Genomic DNA, 16,968 nt, shown 5'->3' with positions numbered 1-16,968 from the left:
TTTTGTATCACCTTTGCTTCATCCGATACAAAATGCTGGCTATTTCCAAAAGTAAACAATACACGTTAGGCCCCACGAAGAACTATGCTCGATTTTAAACAAAGCTATTTTGACCTATTCGGCTTGCCAGAAGATTACAATATTGATACATCTGCGCTTGCCCTGAGCTTTCGCGAACTGCAGGCAAAATATCATCCTGACCGTTTTGTAAATAGTGACGAGCAAGAACGACGTGTTGCGGTGCAAACTACCGGCTTCATCAATGAAGCGAATGAAACGCTAAAATCCTCTCGTTTGCGTGCGCGTTATATGTTGCAACAAAAGGGTGTTGATTTTGATGATGAAATCGATACCACCAGTGATGGCATGTTTTTGATGCATCAAATGGAAATGCGCGAAGCATTAGAAGATGTACCCAATGCTAAAGACCCTATCGCAAGAGTTGATGATATTGCGCATGATGTCGAATCCCAAATGGATGCTTTGAAAGAAAGTTTTGTCGAGCATTATGCTGCAGAGAAATATGCTGAAGCCAAAGAAGATGTACTAAAAATGAAGTTTTTTGAGCGTTTATGTCAAGAAGTGAAGACTTTGACAGAAAAGCTTGAAGATGAAATGTTCTAATGACCATCAACTAGAACTCTAAATTAGATTAGAATCCCCGCGCTATGGCACTATTACAAATATCAGAACCAGGAATGTCTACTGCACCACACGAGCATCGTCTCGCAGTAGGTATCGATTTAGGCACGACTAATTCACTCGTTGCGAGCGTCCGTAGTGGCGCAGCTGAAATCCTTTGTGATCCTGAAGGGAATGCACTGTTACCTTCGGTGGTTCGCTATCTGGAAAACGGTGCAACCGAAGTCGGCAAGAAAGCTCAAGATAATCAATTAGAAGATTTACCTAATACCATTTCATCGGCGAAGCGTCTTTTAGGTCGTGGAATTAAAGATCTCAAAACACTTGGCGGTAGCTTGCCTTATGAGTTCGCTACTGCTTCTAGTAGTTCGCACGGTACTGAATCAAATGTTCCACAAATAAAAACGGTTGCTGGTAATAAAACTGCTATTGAAGTTTCTGCTGAAATTTTAAAAACACTGAAACAACGAGCAGAAGAATCTTTGGGTGGAGAATTGAAAGGTGCGGTAATTACAGTACCTGCGTATTTTGATGATGCGCAACGTCAAGCGACCAAAGATGCTGCACGTCTTGCAGACTTGAAAGTATTCCGATTATTGAATGAGCCAACAGCTGCGGCTGTCGCTTATGGTTTGGATCAAAAAGAAGAACTATCAGAACGAATTATCGCTGTTTACGATTTGGGTGGTGGTACTTTTGATATCTCCATCTTAAAGCTCAATAAAGGCGTATTTGAAGTGATGGCTACGGGTGGCGATTCTGCACTGGGTGGCGATGATTTTGATCATGCTATTGCTGAATGGATTCTTGAAGAAGCACTACTGGAAGATACCCATAACACCAAGATTCATCGCAAAGCGATGATCGAAGCACGTAGAGTCAAAGAAGCACTCACAGATAATAATGAAGTAAGCGTTAAGCTGGAAGATTGGCAGGGTTCTTTGAGCCGTAATCAGTTTGATGAGATGGTTGCTCCATTGGTTAAAAAGACATTGATGGCTTGCAGAAGAGCGTTACGAGATTCGAGTTTAGATAAAGACCAGGTACACGATGTAGTGATGGTTGGTGGTTCAACACGCATGCCAGTCGTGCGTGAAAAAGTAGGTGAGTTCTTCGGACAACCACCACTGGTTGATATCGACCCAGATAAAGTTGTAGCAATTGGCGCGGCATTACAGGCTGATGTTTTGGCAGGCAATAAGCCAGATGCTGAAATGCTATTACTTGATGTCATTCCTTTATCACTAGGTCTGGAAACTTACGGTGGTTTGGTAGAAAAAGTAATCGCTAGAAACACTACGATACCGATCACCCGTGCTCAGGAATTCACCACCTTTAAAGATAATCAAACCGCAATGACCGTGCATATTTTGCAAGGTGAACGCGAAACGGTTGAAGAAAATCGTTCATTGGCGAAATTTGCGTTAAAAGGAATTCCCCCAATGGTCGCGGGTGCAGCACGCATAAAAGTGACTTTTCAGGTTGATGCAGATGGTTTGTTGAACGTGCACGCGGAAGAAGAAACAACAGGTGCAAAAGCTGGCGTTGAGGTGAAGCCATCTTATGGTTTAACAGATTCAGAAATCGAAGGCATGATTCGTGACTCAATGGATAACGCTCAAGCAGATATGGAAGCGCGTAAATTGCGCGAACAATTAGTCGAAGCAGACCGCACTTTAGAAGCACTAGATTCAGCGATGGCATCAGATGCAGATAGAATGCTGAATGACGAAGAAAAGAAAACACTGTTAGCAGCACGTTCAGAATTGATGGAAGCAAAGCACACTAGTAAAGATGCTGAAAGTGTAAAAGCCGCGATTAAAAACATGGAAAAAGTAGCTGAATTTTACGTTGCTCGTCGTATGGACGACAATGTGAAAAAGGCCATGGCTGGTCACAATGTTGACGAGTTCAACAAATAGAATTAGAGAGTTAATACAAATATGCCACAAATTATATTCCTACCACACGAAGAACTTTGTCCTGAAGGTGCCGTAGTAGAAGCAGAACCAGGTACAACACTGTGTGATGTAGGCTTACAAAATCATATCGAAATCGAACATGCTTGTGAGAAATCCTGTGCATGTACAACCTGCCATGTATACGTGCGTGAAGGTTTTGATTCTTTAGAAGAAGCAACAGATCTAGAAGAAGATTATCTGGATAAAGCCTGGGGTGTAGACCCGGATTCGCGTTTGAGTTGTCAGGCGAAAGTGGCTGATGAGGATTTGGTAATAGAAATACCAAAGTACACCATAAACATGGTCTCAGAAAACCACTGATAAATTGTCTTTTTGTCCAATCTCTACGTTGGGCATTTGAATACAAACCCTCACGTACTTAATGTACGTTTCGGCCTTGTATTCAAATACCCGCCTTGATCTTGAACAAAAGTCCTGCTTTATCAATGATGTACTGTAAATAGATAAAGTTTTAGAATGTTGATTTGATGGAATATTCAAAGCAAAAATACACCCCCCTACTTATGGGCACTTTTTTTAATAATTTAGAAATCGATTAAGTAACAAATAGAGGTATTTAAAATGCAGTTAAAATGGACAGACACACTCGATATCGCTATTGATCTTGATGAAGCTCATCCTGATGTTGATCCTCAATATATTCGTTTTACTGATTTACATGCCTGGGTTTGTGCGTTGGAAAACTTCGACGATGATCCTGAAAAATCGAATGAAAAAATTCTCGAATCAATTCAAATGAACTGGATTGAAGAAAAAGAATAATCTCAAAAATGGGCTCTATCAGCCCATTGAAGCCCGATCTACTTGAGGGTATTCATCGTTAAGTAGACTTTTCTGCAACGTATTTTGCGTACACACTTCTTAAACTGTTAATTTCCCTCTCAGAAACAACTTCCTGCGTATGTGCTATTAGTGTGCTCATTGTACATTTTGAACTTTGGCACATAGAATGTTCGACTAGGTTAACCACTTATTCGCCGAGCAATGATAGTTACCCAGTCTAATCACAATGATATTGTAATCACTCTGTCGCCTAATCGATCTGCATCGATGCGTCAGACGCAAGTCGTGATCATTGCGGTGAGTCTATTTGTGTTGATGATTGGAGTAGGGTGGAGTTTTGTCGGCGGTTACCTTGTTTTACCTTTTGCTGGATTGGATGTCGGTCTATTTGCATATTTCATGTACAAGGTTTGTAATCAAACGTATGAAAAGCAGGTGATTACGATTGGTGATCATCATGTGCTTATTGAAACGGGAAAGCATTGTGTCGAGCGAACCTTCAAGCTGGATAGGCCAGAAACCTTTATTCTGGTTACTGAGTCAGAAAAGCCTACCGAACCCATCGAGCTAAGTTTATCTGATTCGAAGTCACGTTTTGAATTAGGCTCCTTTCTTAATCATTCTGATAAAGCTGAAGCACGCCTTGTTTTTAAACAAGCAGGACTAAAAGAAATCAATGCTAAATGGTGGAAGCCACTCTCTTAAATTAAACGCATTTATTAATTAACTATTGAATTAGCTGAACAATTATTCAAATTTTTGGTCTAGAATTTAAACACATCTATTATTTCTGAAAGGGGTATTTCATGGTTACACGACGTCAGATTCTACAGTTAGCAGCAGCGATGCTAGCCTTACCAGCCAGTGAGTTATTCGCAGAGAGTGCAACATCAAAGCTCCCATTGATTCAGAAAAAAATACCCAGTTCAGGTGAATTATTACCCGTCATAGGCATGGGTACATCGCGTACCTTTAATAAAGATGATGATCCAGAAAGCATGGCTAAACTGACTGCTGTTATTCAGGCGTTCTTTGCAGCGAAAGGTATGGTCATCGATTCATCTCCCATGTATGGCAGTGCAGAGGCACGCGTAGGTGATGTTTTACGCAGTATGAAGAATCATCCGAAAGTATTTGCGGCGACCAAAGTCTGGACAAGGGGGCGTGAGCAGGGTATCTCTGACATGCTGGAATCAGCACAACGCATGAATGTGAAGAACTTCGATCTTATCAGCGTACATAATCTGGTGGATTGGAAGACCCAGCTCGATACCCTTAAAAACTGGAAGAAAGAAGGCAAAGTCAGGTATATCGGGATTACTACTTCGCACGGGCGCGACCATGATGAGTTTATTCAGGTGATGAAAAGTGAACCGATCGATTTTGTTCAGTTTAGTTATAACATCGCCAATCTGGATGCAGAACGAGAAATCCTTCCAGTAGCGAGAGATAAAGGAATTGCGACGATGATCAATCGACCCTATCAACGCGGTTCTTTGTTTCGTCAAAGCAAGGGTAAAGCACTGCCAGAAATGGCAAAAGACATTGATTGCACCAGCTGGGGACAGTTTTATCTCAAATTTATACTGGGGCATCCGGATATTACCTGTGCAATTCCTGCGACATCAAAAGCCAAGCACATGGTTGATAATATGCAGGCTAATTTTGGGCGCTTGCCTGGCCAAGCCCAACGCAAAGAAATGCTTAATTACTTTAACAGCTTATAACTGCTATGAGTGATGGTGCAAAAGAGTCACATCCGATTCAGCGGCTTTTAAATTTCGCGAGCGACATTAAACCGCATGAAATCAGAATAACATTAGCTTCGTTTTTGCTGGTTTTTATCCTGATGGCGGGGTATTACATTCTGCGTCCGGTGCGCGATGCGATGGCGAGTGACTGGACTGATGTAGAGGTTAGCTTTTTATGGACGCTGACTTTTTTCTTTAGCATTATCACGGTCTCTTTATACAGTAGTTTGATAAGTCGAGTACGCTACAAACAACTCGTTCCCTATGTGTATGCTTTCTTTGCCTTCAGTTTTCTGCTGTTTTATCTGGGCACTCAATTAGCGACTGGAATCGTATTGCTGGATAAATCCTTCTATGTGTGGATTAGTGTGTTCAGCTTATTTCATATCTCCGTGTTTTGGAGTTTGATGTCGGATATTTTCACACGACCTCAGGCAACGCGTTTATTTGGTTTTATCGGCGCAGGGGCAAGTGTAGGGGCCATTATCGGCCCAAGTATTCCCGCTTTTCTAGCGACTAATATTGGTACAGATAATTTATTGCTGATTGCTAGCGCGTTGCTGATATTGACTATTCCACTAAGTATCTGGTTACAAAAGCTCAAACTAAGCGACCTTGAAATTGATAGCCATGATAGTTCGAGTAATGATGTAGATATTATCGGTGGGAAGCTGTTTTCGGGTATTAATGACTTCCTGAAAAGTCCTTACTTAATCATGATCGCCGTATTTATCCTGCTATATACATCCATCAGTTCGTTCGTGTATTTTGAATTGAAAAATTTACTCGCTGATTATGATCGTGAGACACGCACACAAATCTGGTCGAGTATGGATTTAGTGGTTAATACTTTGACGGTGTTCGTCGCTGTTTTTGCGACAGGTCGTATGGCAAAACGATTTGGGCTTTCTTTCACCCTGGCTTCTGTGCCGGTATTGATTGCTGCGGGTATGTTGTTACTGGCTTTCGCGCCTATTGTCGGTGTGGTGATTGCGGTGCAGGTTATCCGCAGAGCAGGCAATTACGCAGTGACACGCCCAGCGCGGGAAATGTTGTTTACGGTAGTGAGCAGACAGGTCCGATTTAAAACCAAACCTGTGATTGATATTATTATATACCGCGGTGGCGATATGTTGAATGCATGGGCCTTTACCGCATTGACTCAAGGCTTGGGATTAAGTCTTGCAGCTGTGGCTGGCGTGGGCGCCGTTATTGCAATGATATGGGCTGCTTGTGGGATATATTTGGGACGTAAGTTTAAACAGTTTTCAGCATAGTTTTGAATATGTATGAATCTGGCTACAACATGGTTAAATGGGCTAAATAACTACTAGATATAGCTATCTGAGCAATAAATTCATCAGTGCTTATGTATAGAAAATCAGGTTATGAAATTCGGTTGTGGTGTCTTTATCAGTATTTCGATATTCATGTGGTTGATCTGCTTTAAAACGAAGTACATCTCCTTCTGCTAGTTTTTTCCACTCACCATTGAGTTTCACTTCCATATTTCCTTTGATGACAGTGATATGTTCAATAACTCCCTTGTCATGAGGTTCAGAGATATGCGTTTGATCAGGATCTAGTTTTATTGAAAATAGCTCAAAGCCAAATCTAGGGTCAAAAGGGAACAGAATTCTGGCTTTCAGGTCGTGCTTGTGGTGGGTAAAACTGATATGGGTACTGCGTACACTTTCATCATCTTCGGTGATCAAGGCATCATTAACAAAGACCGACAGCGGCTTATGAAAGCCCGTTGCAATTTTCCATAACGTTGAGATAGTGGGACTAGATTCATTTCGTTCTATCTGGCCGAGCATCGCCTTGCTCACGCCCGTTTCATTCGCTGCTCTGGATAGACTCCAGCCAGCATCATTGCGAATTTGTTTTAATTGATGGCCGATCTCATATTTGATCATAGTAATGTATTCGTAAACAAAATGCTTGTGCGCTATAACGGTCGAGCCTATGATAAGTGTACGCTATAGCGCACATGTTATCATAGGAGTCTGTGAAAAATGAGGTTTCCCTTAAAAATCAGTCATATTAGTTCTGGTTTCATTGCCGTGTTAGTTGGCTACACCAGTTCGGTGGCGATCGTTTTTCAAGCGGCGAATGCTGCGGGGGCTGATCAGGCGTTAATCAATTCATGGTTATTAGCGCTTGGTTTGGGGATGGCGGCAACGTGCATCGGCTTATCATTTTATTATAAGACGCCTATTTTGACTGCATGGTCGACCCCCGGTGCTGCCATGCTTGCTACCGCGCTGGTAGATGTGCCTATGAATGAGGCGGTAGGTGCCTTTATTTTTAGTGGGTTATTGATAACCTTAAGTGGAATCACAGGCAGTTTAGATCGTTTGAGTAAACTTATACCTCCGCCCATTGCTGCTGCCATGTTAGCAGGTGTGCTGATGCCTTTCTGTCTGGAAATCTTTACATACCTACAACAAGAATTCGCTTTAGTTGCGTTGATGTGTGTGACTTATCTATTGGGTAAGCGACTATTTCCTCTCTATGCAATTCCATTAGTGTTGGTTGTTGGTGGGGTTGCCGCCTGGAGCATGGGTTTGTTTGAAACCAAACAGCTGGATTTTGAGATAGCATCCTTTGTTTTCACCATGCCTACATTTTCAATGACATCATTGATTAGTATTGGCATTCCGTTGTTTATTGTAACCATGTCTTCACAAAATATGCCGGGTATCGCGACCATGCATACGGCGGGATATAGACCCCCTTTGTCTCCGATTATTACCACTACGGGCATTACCACTATGCTGCTCGCACCATTTGGTGGGTTTGCCTTTAATCTGGCAGCTATAACCGCAGCGATTTGTATGGAAAAAGATGCAGACCCTAATCGTGAAACACGTTATTTGGCGGCGGTGAGCGCGGGTGTGTTTTATTTTATCGCAGCTTTGTTTGGTGCAACCGTTGTGGCGCTATTTTCGATGAGTCCTAAAGCGTTGATTCTACCGTTGGCGGGTTTAGCCTTAATCGGTACATTAGGTAATAGTCTTGCGGTTGCTTTGGATAAGCCTACATACAGAGAAGCTGCTCTCGTTACTTTTCTAGTAACAGTATCTGGTGTTGTTTTCTTTGGGATTGGTGCAACGTTTTGGGGATTGATTGCAGGTTTGCTGGTGCAGAAAGTATTGCAATTTCGATCTTAAAAAAATCCCTTAGCTCTGCATAAATTCTATTTACGTTTTTAAAAAACAAAAACGTAATATCATTCCGCAAAGCATAAGTTCCTATAGTCATTTCATACAGCAAAATGAAAAGTCACTTAAAGTAGGGGGGTGACTTAATCATTATTAAGGGTTAACAATGCCTCAAATACTACTTTGAAACAAAAAAGCCAAACCTAATACACGTGCTATTAGCACTTTGCATTAAGTCTGGCTTGTACATCCAGCTAATGAGTTCGAAGTTGGTTCTTTATAAGCAATATCTTCAAATCACGTACTGAGTTATTAGTAGCGACGCGTATAACGCACACGGTGGTGACGTCTGTCATGCATCGGTCTGTGATAATACCTGCCGCTAATAATAATGGTTGGGCTGATTGGATAGTAAGGGTCCACATACACGTATTCAGGTTGACGATTTACAATCACCTGACGTGGTTGTTGTACGGGAGCCGAATAAACCGCACCATTTTGCGTTGAATTATTATAAGCGTTGACACGATCTTGTTCAGCACCCACTGCGGAACCAACGATACCACCTAATACACCACCAATTACAGCGCGTTTGTCATGATGGTTTGAGGTTGATTTGCCAATGCCAGCACCGACTAAAGAACCAACTAAAGCGCCAGTTTGGGCATTCGTAGAACAAGCACTTAAAAATACAGTTCCTGCTAAAACGAGTGATAAATATAGAGTTTGTTTTTTCATCATAAATCCTTGAGTGTATGAAGCACTTGAATGGTTAGTATATAACTACGTTTACATCTGAAGTTTAGAGCGATAAAAACCCACAAACTTTCCAATAAATTATCTATTAGGAACTGCATCAAGCGAGTTCAATCAGTAACTTTTAGCTCTTATTACACTCTCAATATAGCACCAGAAAAAGAAAGCGCTAATATCTTTACCTAATATTACAATTGGTTATTATTTCAGTGTCTTAGAAGGTTTTTTCTTCGGGAATTTGTGGATGAAAATAAAAAAAGGAGCACATAATGCGCCCCTTTTTTTATTGTTTAACTTATCACGTTTTAGTGACGTCTTGGATGACGAACACGGTTGTGATGTCTGTGGCGATTGTTTCTGTAGTTGCGTTTATTGTAACGATGACGGTAACCACCATAGTAACCTGCACCTAACACGATAGATGTGGTTACCGGTGGGTAATAATATGCAGGTGCTCTTTCGACATAGACAACCTCAGGTTCTGCGACTACAACCTGTTGTTGCGTTTGAGTCGTTTGCTGATTGTAGTTATGCTGATGATTACCTGCACCACCAGGATGAGTATGTGTTGTGTTGCCATGCTTGTGTGTCACAGAAGGGTGTTGTGTCACTGTCTTGCTCGCCGTACCGTTCGGATTGTAGCTATAGTCTGATGAGTAACTTTGTTGATTGCTCACAGCACGGTTATAGTTAGCTCTATCTTTCTCTGCGCCAATGGCTGATCCAACAATTCCCCCCAGAACACCACCTATGACTGCACGTTTATCGCGATGGTTGGAAGTTGATTTGCCTATTCCTGCACCTACTAGAGAGCCAACTAGCGCACCTGTCTGCGCATTAGTAGAGCAACCCGATAATAAAAGAGCGCCTGCGGTAAAGCATGATAGAAGTATGGTTTGTTTTTTCATAATGTTTCCTTGTGTAAATCAAATCCTTTGTGGATTAAATTAACCTGTATGAATACTACTTACGGTCAATACCTGCGAACAGATTCCAGTAGTGTAAAAAGCTTACTCATCGACAATAACAGTTGAATGTCCAAATTAAAGCATCTTTACGAAACTTTACAATTGATATATTTATCAATAATTTATGAACCTTTTTCTGTTTCGATATGTACATGAATTAACAAGCGTGAAACACAACGACATAGAATCGATAACAAAAAAGGTGGTTACGGATTACTTTGTAATAATTTGAAATAAAAAAACGCCTGAAAGTAGGGGGGTGATATATAAGATTTTTACAATGCGTGTTTTAATCCAATAATGAATAAAGTTGCTGAATTAGATGAGTTTACTATCCACGAAGTTTTATCCGATCTGGATGGAATCGCATTGGTTTTTTTCTCAGGCCCGCATTGTGCGTCGTGCCATCATTTAAAGTCGTTGTTAAATACAGAATTTAAAAAATTTGTAGATCATTTTCACGACTTTGCTGCATTTGAGATAAAAGCAGATAAAGCCGCGGCTTTAGTGAATGAATTTGGTGTATTCCATTTACCCAGTATGTATTTGTATAACGATGGTGAATTTCATTGTGAGCTTCATGCTGAGGCAATAACGAGAAAGTTGATAGAGGCAATTGAATTGGCGCTGACCAAACCTGCGGAAGAAGAGCCTTAAGTCATTGGTATTCAGGTTTTTATTACTTGTTACTTTTAGGTGAACTTTATTTGGGGTTGATGTGATTTTTTTTCATTCACTTTACCATCGATATTCTCCTATAATTTTCGTCCTCTACTTTTTTGTTTCGCTTTTTATTTCATATTTTTTTCTTATCTGTTTAAAGAATCCATCATGACTGACACGGCATATTTTCGAATAAAACTCATTGTGTTTGCTCTGGTATCTGCCTCTTTTACCAATGTATACATAACGCAACCTGTATTACCTGTTTTACAGGATGAGTTTGCGGTAGATCTGGTTATGGTGTCTTTTTCTATCTCCGGCGTAATACTGGGCATTGCCTTGTCTAATTTGCCGTTTGGCATGCTGATTGATCGTTATGATATTCAGCCGATTGTATTAGTTGGCGGCACCATGGTGGCAGCCGCAGGGTTGGTTTGTGCATTAACCGATAATTTCTGGGTGTTGATTGCCGCCCGTTTCGTACAAGGCTTATTCATACCCGCGCTCACCACCTGTCTGGCTGCTTATCTGGCCAAAACCATACCGCTCGCCAGTCTCAGTGTCGTGATGGGGTCTTACGTCTCTGCAACCGTCCTGGGCGGCCTTGGAGGGCGTTTATTAGGTGGTTGGATACATCCGCCATTGCATTGGCGTTATGCCTTTATTACCGCGTCTGTGTTTATTTTGATCGCGACATTTATGGCGGTGAAATGGTTGCCAAAACCTGCGAAAGACCTGAGTGTTAACAAAACACCGGTGAGTTTTGTTTCGCTATTAAAGAGAAAAGAATTATTTCTGATCTTCTTGTGCGCGCTCGGCAGTTTTTCTGTGTTCTCATCGGTCTTTAATTATTTGCCATTTAGGCTTGAGGGAGCCCCTTTTAACTTCTCGACCGAATCCATCACGTTGGTGTTTTTGGTTTATATCACAGGGATATTCATGGGGCCTACCGCGGGCAGGCTGAGTAATCGTTTTGGTAGCGGCAACACGCTGTTGTTAGGATCTGGGATTCTAGCAGTTTCCCTTTTGGTTATTTTAATGCAATCGGTGGTTGCGATAGTCATAGGTTTAATCGGCGTATGCATGGGATTTTTTATGGTACACGCAGCTGCTGTTGGCGCATTGAATAAAAAATTAACCAGCGGTCATGGCAGAGCTAATGCGCTCTATGTCTTGTTCTATTATATCGGTGGTGGTCTAGGAATTACCGCGGCAGGCTTTGCTTACAAGCAGGGCGGCTGGAATGTGATGATTTTACTTTCAATTACCATGTTAATTATTCCTGTGCTCACAGGGCTTAGTGAGAGAAAGCAAAATTAAAGATATTTTATAATTCTTGCATAAACAATTTATGAAGTGACATTAGCCATTTTCAGTACGTGTTTTCAAACGCACATAATGCTCTGCAGAATACGGTAAATACTTTTTCTCTTTATCAGTGAGTTCGCGCACTTTTCTGGCAGGGTTTCCGACCCAGAGATAACCACTTTCTAGTGTTTTTCTTGGTGGTACCACGCTACCTGCGGCGATCATGGTGTCTTCTTCAACCACGGTGCCATCCATAACAATAGCGCCCATTCCAACAAGTACACGGTCTTTGATTTCACAGGCGTGTAAAAGTGCTTTGTGGCCGATGGTTACATCATCTCCAATGATCAACGCATAACCGGTTTGGGCAGCGCCAATCTTTTCGCTATGTTCGTTGGGAGCGTGTGTAACATGCAATACAGATGCATCTTGAATGTTTGTGCGTTTACCAATTTTAATATAGTTAACATCGCCACGAACTACTGCCATTGGCCATACAGAACTATCCTCTCCGATTTCTACTTCGCCACTCACTAGTGCAGTTTCGTCAACGTAGGCTGTTGAATGTACATTGGGTAGGTGAGCTTCAAATTTTCTAATAGTCATAATTTTTATTATTCCTTCAAAAGTGTTTGATCCGAGGCGTAGCCGAGCCAATTTTGGCGTTTAGCGACAACGAACCCAAAGGCATGGTTTTATTATTTTAAAGTAAAAAAACCGCTCAAAGTAGGGGGGTGGCTAACTTTATTGTTTAGCTCATTTCTTGCTATTAAGGGTACCTCTACTATTTAGGTGTTCCTTCTGCAAGGTTATAAGTCATCATATCTTAGGTGCACTTTGCAGGGAATGGTTATTCCCTTTCCAATAAGTGCAACAAAGGAGATGATGACTTATAACCTTGCCCTGCGGGTCTTAGCCAAAAAACCAGACTTTGTGTTGTATTCACTTGAAAGGCAATGAGCATTCTGTGTGAATACGTCTTGATTCTGATTTTTTGGCGTTGACAGAAGAAATACCTAATTAATAGAGGAGGTGCCCTTAAATATTACAGAAACACGAAGACCTGGATGGTTGTCTTTAAAGTGTATTTCTGCACCGTGTAAATCAGTCACCGCTTTTACCAGGCTTAGCCCAAGTCCATTGCCTTCGGTGCTTCTTGCGCTGTCTAATCGATAAAAACGTTTCAGTACTTTTTCGTGTTCTTCAGCTGGAATCCCTGGGCCGTTATCAGAAACGGTTACTTCAATTTTATTTCCCTGCTTGCTTTTTATCGCAACGGCTTTAAAGCTGACCAAACCATTTTCAGGTGAAAACTTGATAGCGTTATCCAGCAAGTTAGTAAAGAGTTGCGCAAGTAGCTGTTTACTCCCCATTACTGTCAGTGAGTCTTCGGCTTCATATTCCCATTTCAAGCCTTTCTCGCTGGCCACAACTTCATACAGCTCGGATAGATCATCAAGCAGGGTTTTCAATTCAAACTGTTCCCGGTTTTTACGGGAATTACCGGATTCAATCTGAGCAATACTTAATAGCGAATTAAAGGTTGAGATGACGTTGTCGATATCGCCAATGGTGTCTTCATTAAATTCTGTGAATTCACTATCAGTCATGCTTTTATTGCGTGCCGACTCCAGACGATGACGAATGCGATTGAGTGGGTTGCGCAAATCATGAGCGAGGTTATTGGTTACCTGCTGCATACTTTGCATCAAATCTTCGTTTCGATCTAACATGCTATTCAGAGATAGGCTCAAGCGATCGAATTCGTTATTTTGGGTAGTTACGGGAATGCGATGTGACAGATCGCCTTCAATAATATTATCAGCGGTATCGGTGACGGCATTAATTCCTCTCACTACTTTTCGTGCCATCAATGCACCGATAATAATTGATAGACCGAATATAATAGAGATCGCTATCAGGGTCGCTTTGAATAATTGGTCTAATAAGTGTTGAGTTTCTTCTAGCTCGGCACCGACTAATAATTGGTAGCCACCGGGGAGTAGTGTTAATAAGACACGGATGGTTTCATCACCTTGGCGATCATTGACGTAATCGATAATGTCGCTTAACGGAATACTAGAAAAGGTCTTGTTACGTTTGGTGACCGTATACTGATTGACCGGAATGAATTTTTTAAGATCCAGTTTACTGACATGGATTAAGGCATAAATATAAAAGGGTCGACCTTCCTTTTTGTTGTAAATATTGATGTCTTCAAGCAGGCCTTTAACCGCATGCTTTTTATAGTTCTCTAAAAGGATATTGGTCTCTAAGGTGAGGCGACGATCAATTTGTTCTTCTATTTGCGTTTCTGCAACTTTATAGACAGACAGTAATGCCGCTGCCGCAATCAAACTGAATAAGACAGCATAGACCAGAGATAACCGAAATACCGAAGTATTCAGTATTCGGCGAAAAACACTCACTTTTGTTGGCTGTTTGCATCATATTCAGGAGCCGCCAGAATATAACCTGCTCCACGAATGGTCTTCAATAATGCAACGTCGTAGTCTTTGTCAATTTTCGCGCGGATACGGCTGATATGCACATCAATCACATTGGTCTGAGGATCAAAATTATAATCCCAGACTTTCTCCAGAAGCATGGTGCGTGTAATGACTTCGCCCGCATTGCGCATTAACGTTTCGAGTAAAATAAACTCTTTCGGTTGCAAATCAATCACGTCATTACCGCGGGTGACTTTGCGCTTGAGTAAATCCATTTTTAAATCATGGACTTGTAACTGATTGACTTCCTGACTGGGTTGCGTGCGTCGCACTAATGATTGTAGACGAGCCAGTAATTCGCTGAATGCATAGGGTTTTACCAGATAATCATCACCACCTGCTTTCAAGCCTTCTACACGTTGGTCGACATCGCCAAGAGCGCTTAGAATTAGGATAGGCACGTTAAACCCTCTACCTCTTAATTGTTCGATAATGGCTAAACCATCTAAACTGGGTAGCATACGATCTATTACGAGAGCATCGTATTGGTTGGTCATGGCTTGTGCCAAACCTTTTTCACCGTCTGCTTCATGGTCTACCACGAAGCCACTCTCTTGTAGTCCATTCTGGATGAACTTGGCCGTTTGGGTGTCGTCTTCGATAATCAATATTTGCATGAGAAGGATATTAGTCTCGTGTTAAACGCACAACAACTCAAAAAAAGTATTATTAACAATAATTAATCTAGCCGCTAGCAATTGGTAATGTTGTTTATTGTACATTTGGTTCATGGTTAATGACTGATAAATCCAGAATTAGCTTCCATACAGTGATTAATAACATATTTAAAGGGCAAGGACGAAACAACATGAATGATAAGAAGATGAAGGATTCACCTCAAGTTGAAGCGACAGGGACAGCTTTAGTCCCTAGCAATACCAGTAATATAAATAATACAGAAAAGAGCAAACGAATTAAAAAACATAAACTCAGCCTTATGATGGGTTTTATTATCGGTGCATTAAGTGCATACGGACTTACCACAGCGCCTCTTTTTGCTGACACAACTTCTACTAACGCTGTGGCTCCTAAGGTTGCGGTTGGTGGCGGCTTGCCAGAACTTGCGACAATGATTAAAAAGAGTCGTAGTGCGGTGGTTAGCATTACAGTTAAAACAGGCAAAAGTAGTGCCGGTAATCGTTTAAGTCAACTCAGTGAAAAACAACTGGAAAGACTGCCAAAACAATATCAGGATTTACTCAAAAACCTACCAAAACAACCACATGATTATGGAAGTCGTAGAGGTCAGGCTTATGGTTCTGGTTTCATTATTTCTGAAGATGGTTACGTCGTTACCAATGCACACGTTATTGATGATGCTGACACAATAACGGTTAAACTCGATGACAAGCGCGAGCTTGAAGCGAAAAAGATTGGTGTGGATAAGCTTAGTGATATTGCACTATTAAAAATAGAGGCTAAAGACCTTCCTGTCGCATCTTTCGGTGATTCGGATAAGTTGGATGTAGGGCAATGGGTAGTGGCAATAGGCGCACCATTTGGGCTTGATTACACGGCAACACAGGGGATTGTGAGTGCATTATCCAGAAGTTTACCAGCGGATACTTATGTGCCATTTATTCAAACCGATGCAGCGGTTAACCCGGGCAATTCTGGTGGTCCATTATTCGACCTTAATGGTCAGGTAGTCGGTGTGAATTCTCAAATATATAGCCGCAGTGGTGGTTATATGGGCGTATCTTTCGCTATTCCGATCAATATTGTTAAAAACGTAACGGATCAGCTCAAGACTTCTGGAAAAGTTAGCCGTGGCTGGTTAGGTGTGGGTATTCAAGGCATCAACGAAGCGCTGGCAGAATCTTTGGGTAGAGACGACACCATTGGTTCTTTGATTAGCAGCGTTTCTCCTTCTAGTCCTGCTGATAAGGCGGGTCTGCAGGCTGGTGATTTAATCCTGAAATTTGATAATAAAACCGTAGAAGAAGTAAACGATTTGCCACTGTTGGTTGGAAGTACGCCAATCGGGAAAAAAGTCCCTGTGGAAATTGTTAGAGCAGGCAAGATACAAACGATTGATGTGACCATCGACAAGCTTAAGTCCAAAGATGATGAGCCTGAAGAAGTTGCCGCATTAGAAAAAGGTTCGCTGGGTGTGGCCGTTACAGATTTAACGGACGCTGAGAAAGAAAAGCTGGTTACCAAAAATCAAGGTGTGAAAGTTGCAAAAGTGATGCCTGATTCGGCGGCAGAAAATGCGGGTTTACGTTCTGGAGATATTATCTTAAGTGTCGGTGGACAAAGTATTGCATCGCCTTCGCAGCTTAAGCAAGTGATCCAGAAAGCCAATGGTGATAAGCCATTAGCGGTTTTATTGATGCGAGGTGATCAAGCCTTATTTGTAGCGGTCCATTTGAATTCATAATCTCTCCTTATGATGTTTTAAGATGTTGTTAGTAAGTAAGTTGTTCGACCGTAGT

The 16,968-nt window shown here is 41.6% G+C and carries 17 protein-coding genes; 11 read left to right on the top strand and 6 right to left on the bottom strand.

Annotation, left to right across the window (positions count from 1 at the left end):
- Positions 1–84: 84 nt before the first annotated feature.
- From hscB to EV695_RS16630, 7 genes are all read left to right on the top strand, one after another.
- A complete protein-coding gene (gene hscB, locus EV695_RS16660) occupies positions 85–624 on the top strand; it encodes a Fe-S protein assembly co-chaperone HscB (protein WP_131907150.1) in 540 nt (179 codons plus the stop codon).
- A 44-nt stretch (positions 625–668) separates the two neighbouring features.
- Complete coding sequence (gene hscA / locus EV695_RS16655; RefSeq protein WP_131907149.1) at positions 669–2,564, top strand: Fe-S protein assembly chaperone HscA; 1,896 nt, start codon at positions 669–671, stop codon at positions 2,562–2,564.
- A 21-nt stretch (positions 2,565–2,585) separates the two neighbouring features.
- The gene (gene fdx, locus EV695_RS16650) at positions 2,586–2,924 is read left to right on the top strand and encodes an ISC system 2Fe-2S type ferredoxin (protein WP_131907148.1); all 339 of its coding nucleotides are present in this window, start codon (positions 2,586–2,588) and stop codon (positions 2,922–2,924) included.
- A 261-nt stretch (positions 2,925–3,185) separates the two neighbouring features.
- Positions 3,186–3,386, top strand: coding sequence for a Fe-S cluster assembly protein IscX (gene iscX / locus EV695_RS16645; RefSeq protein WP_131907147.1), 201 nt, complete (start codon positions 3,186–3,188; stop codon positions 3,384–3,386).
- 222 nt (positions 3,387–3,608) lie between these two features.
- Complete coding sequence (locus tag EV695_RS16640; RefSeq protein ID WP_131907146.1) at positions 3,609–4,112, top strand: DUF2244 domain-containing protein; 504 nt, start codon at positions 3,609–3,611, stop codon at positions 4,110–4,112.
- Between the two features lie 101 nt (positions 4,113–4,213).
- A complete protein-coding gene (locus EV695_RS16635; RefSeq protein WP_131907145.1) occupies positions 4,214–5,134 on the top strand; it encodes an aldo/keto reductase in 921 nt (306 codons plus the stop codon).
- A gap of 5 nt (positions 5,135–5,139) precedes the next feature.
- Positions 5,140–6,435: an NTP/NDP exchange transporter gene (locus EV695_RS16630; RefSeq protein ID WP_131907144.1), complete on the top strand. Its 1,296-nt coding sequence runs from the start codon at positions 5,140–5,142 to the stop codon at positions 6,433–6,435.
- Between the two features lie 90 nt (positions 6,436–6,525).
- On the opposite strand, the gene EV695_RS16625 is transcribed toward EV695_RS16630, so the two are convergent.
- Complete coding sequence (locus EV695_RS16625; RefSeq protein WP_131907143.1) at positions 6,526–7,077, bottom strand: helix-turn-helix domain-containing protein; 552 nt, start codon at positions 7,075–7,077, stop codon at positions 6,526–6,528.
- Between the two features lie 99 nt (positions 7,078–7,176).
- On the opposite strand from EV695_RS16625, the gene EV695_RS16620 reads away from it, so the two are divergent.
- Positions 7,177–8,334 (top strand): benzoate/H(+) symporter BenE family transporter, encoded by a 1,158-nt coding sequence (locus tag EV695_RS16620; RefSeq protein ID WP_131907142.1) that lies wholly within the window; start codon positions 7,177–7,179, stop codon positions 8,332–8,334.
- Positions 8,335–8,637: 303 nt separating this feature from the next.
- Here the strand turns inward: EV695_RS16620 and EV695_RS16615 are convergent, their stop codons facing one another.
- The gene (locus EV695_RS16615) at positions 8,638–9,063 is read right to left on the bottom strand and encodes a glycine zipper domain-containing protein (protein WP_165874746.1); all 426 of its coding nucleotides are present in this window, start codon (positions 9,061–9,063) and stop codon (positions 8,638–8,640) included.
- 323 nt (positions 9,064–9,386) lie between these two features.
- A complete protein-coding gene (locus EV695_RS16610; protein WP_131907140.1) occupies positions 9,387–9,989 on the bottom strand; it encodes a glycine zipper domain-containing protein in 603 nt (200 codons plus the stop codon).
- Between the two features lie 360 nt (positions 9,990–10,349).
- Here EV695_RS16610 and EV695_RS16605 point away from each other — a divergent pair, with 360 nt between their 5' ends.
- Together EV695_RS16605 and EV695_RS16600 are read left to right on the top strand one after the other, a co-directional pair.
- Positions 10,350–10,706 (top strand): thioredoxin domain-containing protein, encoded by a 357-nt coding sequence (locus EV695_RS16605; RefSeq protein ID WP_131907139.1) that lies wholly within the window; start codon positions 10,350–10,352, stop codon positions 10,704–10,706.
- A gap of 174 nt (positions 10,707–10,880) precedes the next feature.
- Positions 10,881–12,032 (top strand): MFS transporter, encoded by a 1,152-nt coding sequence (locus EV695_RS16600; protein WP_131907138.1) that lies wholly within the window; start codon positions 10,881–10,883, stop codon positions 12,030–12,032.
- A 42-nt stretch (positions 12,033–12,074) separates the two neighbouring features.
- On the opposite strand, the gene EV695_RS16595 is transcribed toward EV695_RS16600, so the two are convergent.
- From EV695_RS16595 to EV695_RS16585, 3 genes are all read right to left on the bottom strand, one after another.
- Positions 12,075–12,626, bottom strand: a complete 552-nt coding sequence (locus EV695_RS16595) for a gamma carbonic anhydrase family protein (RefSeq protein WP_131907137.1) — start codon at positions 12,624–12,626, stop codon at positions 12,075–12,077.
- A gap of 410 nt (positions 12,627–13,036) precedes the next feature.
- Positions 13,037–14,449: a sensor histidine kinase gene (locus EV695_RS16590; RefSeq protein WP_131907136.1), complete on the bottom strand. Its 1,413-nt coding sequence runs from the start codon at positions 14,447–14,449 to the stop codon at positions 13,037–13,039.
- Complete coding sequence (locus tag EV695_RS16585; protein WP_131907135.1) at positions 14,446–15,147, bottom strand: response regulator transcription factor; 702 nt, start codon at positions 15,145–15,147, stop codon at positions 14,446–14,448. Before EV695_RS16585 ends, EV695_RS16590 begins: the two co-directional genes overlap by 4 nt.
- 191 nt (positions 15,148–15,338) lie before the next feature.
- Here EV695_RS16585 and EV695_RS16580 point away from each other — a divergent pair, with 191 nt between their 5' ends.
- The gene (locus tag EV695_RS16580) at positions 15,339–16,913 is read left to right on the top strand and encodes a Do family serine endopeptidase (RefSeq protein WP_243651700.1); all 1,575 of its coding nucleotides are present in this window, start codon (positions 15,339–15,341) and stop codon (positions 16,911–16,913) included.
- Positions 16,914–16,968 lie beyond the last annotated feature (55 nt).

It is taken from the genome of Cocleimonas flava, assembly GCF_004339015.1.
Taxonomy (GTDB): Bacteria; Pseudomonadota; Gammaproteobacteria; order Thiotrichales; family Thiotrichaceae; genus Cocleimonas; species Cocleimonas flava.
Note: the sequence above shows the minus strand (reverse complement) of the source record. Positions and strands in the feature narration are given on the sequence as shown.

Coding starts and splice junctions, on each gene's coding strand:
- hscB (WP_131907150.1), top strand. CDS start 85: ATGCTCGATTTTAAACAAAGCTATTTTGACCTATTCGGCTTGCCAGAA.
- hscA (WP_131907149.1), top strand. CDS start 669: ATGGCACTATTACAAATATCAGAACCAGGAATGTCTACTGCACCACAC.
- fdx (WP_131907148.1), top strand. CDS start 2,586: ATGCCACAAATTATATTCCTACCACACGAAGAACTTTGTCCTGAAGGT.
- iscX (WP_131907147.1), top strand. CDS start 3,186: ATGCAGTTAAAATGGACAGACACACTCGATATCGCTATTGATCTTGAT.
- EV695_RS16640 (WP_131907146.1), top strand. CDS start 3,609: ATGATAGTTACCCAGTCTAATCACAATGATATTGTAATCACTCTGTCG.
- EV695_RS16635 (WP_131907145.1), top strand. CDS start 4,214: ATGGTTACACGACGTCAGATTCTACAGTTAGCAGCAGCGATGCTAGCC.
- EV695_RS16630 (WP_131907144.1), top strand. CDS start 5,140: ATGAGTGATGGTGCAAAAGAGTCACATCCGATTCAGCGGCTTTTAAAT.
- EV695_RS16625 (WP_131907143.1), bottom strand. CDS start 7,077: ATGATCAAATATGAGATCGGCCATCAATTAAAACAAATTCGCAATGAT.
- EV695_RS16620 (WP_131907142.1), top strand. CDS start 7,177: ATGAGGTTTCCCTTAAAAATCAGTCATATTAGTTCTGGTTTCATTGCC.
- EV695_RS16615 (WP_165874746.1), bottom strand. CDS start 9,063: ATGAAAAAACAAACTCTATATTTATCACTCGTTTTAGCAGGAACTGTA.
- EV695_RS16610 (WP_131907140.1), bottom strand. CDS start 9,989: ATGAAAAAACAAACCATACTTCTATCATGCTTTACCGCAGGCGCTCTT.
- EV695_RS16605 (WP_131907139.1), top strand. CDS start 10,350: ATGAATAAAGTTGCTGAATTAGATGAGTTTACTATCCACGAAGTTTTA.
- EV695_RS16600 (WP_131907138.1), top strand. CDS start 10,881: ATGACTGACACGGCATATTTTCGAATAAAACTCATTGTGTTTGCTCTG.
- EV695_RS16595 (WP_131907137.1), bottom strand. CDS start 12,626: ATGACTATTAGAAAATTTGAAGCTCACCTACCCAATGTACATTCAACA.
- EV695_RS16585 (WP_131907135.1), bottom strand. CDS start 15,147: ATGCAAATATTGATTATCGAAGACGACACCCAAACGGCCAAGTTCATC.
- EV695_RS16580 (WP_243651700.1), top strand. CDS start 15,339: ATGAATGATAAGAAGATGAAGGATTCACCTCAAGTTGAAGCGACAGGG.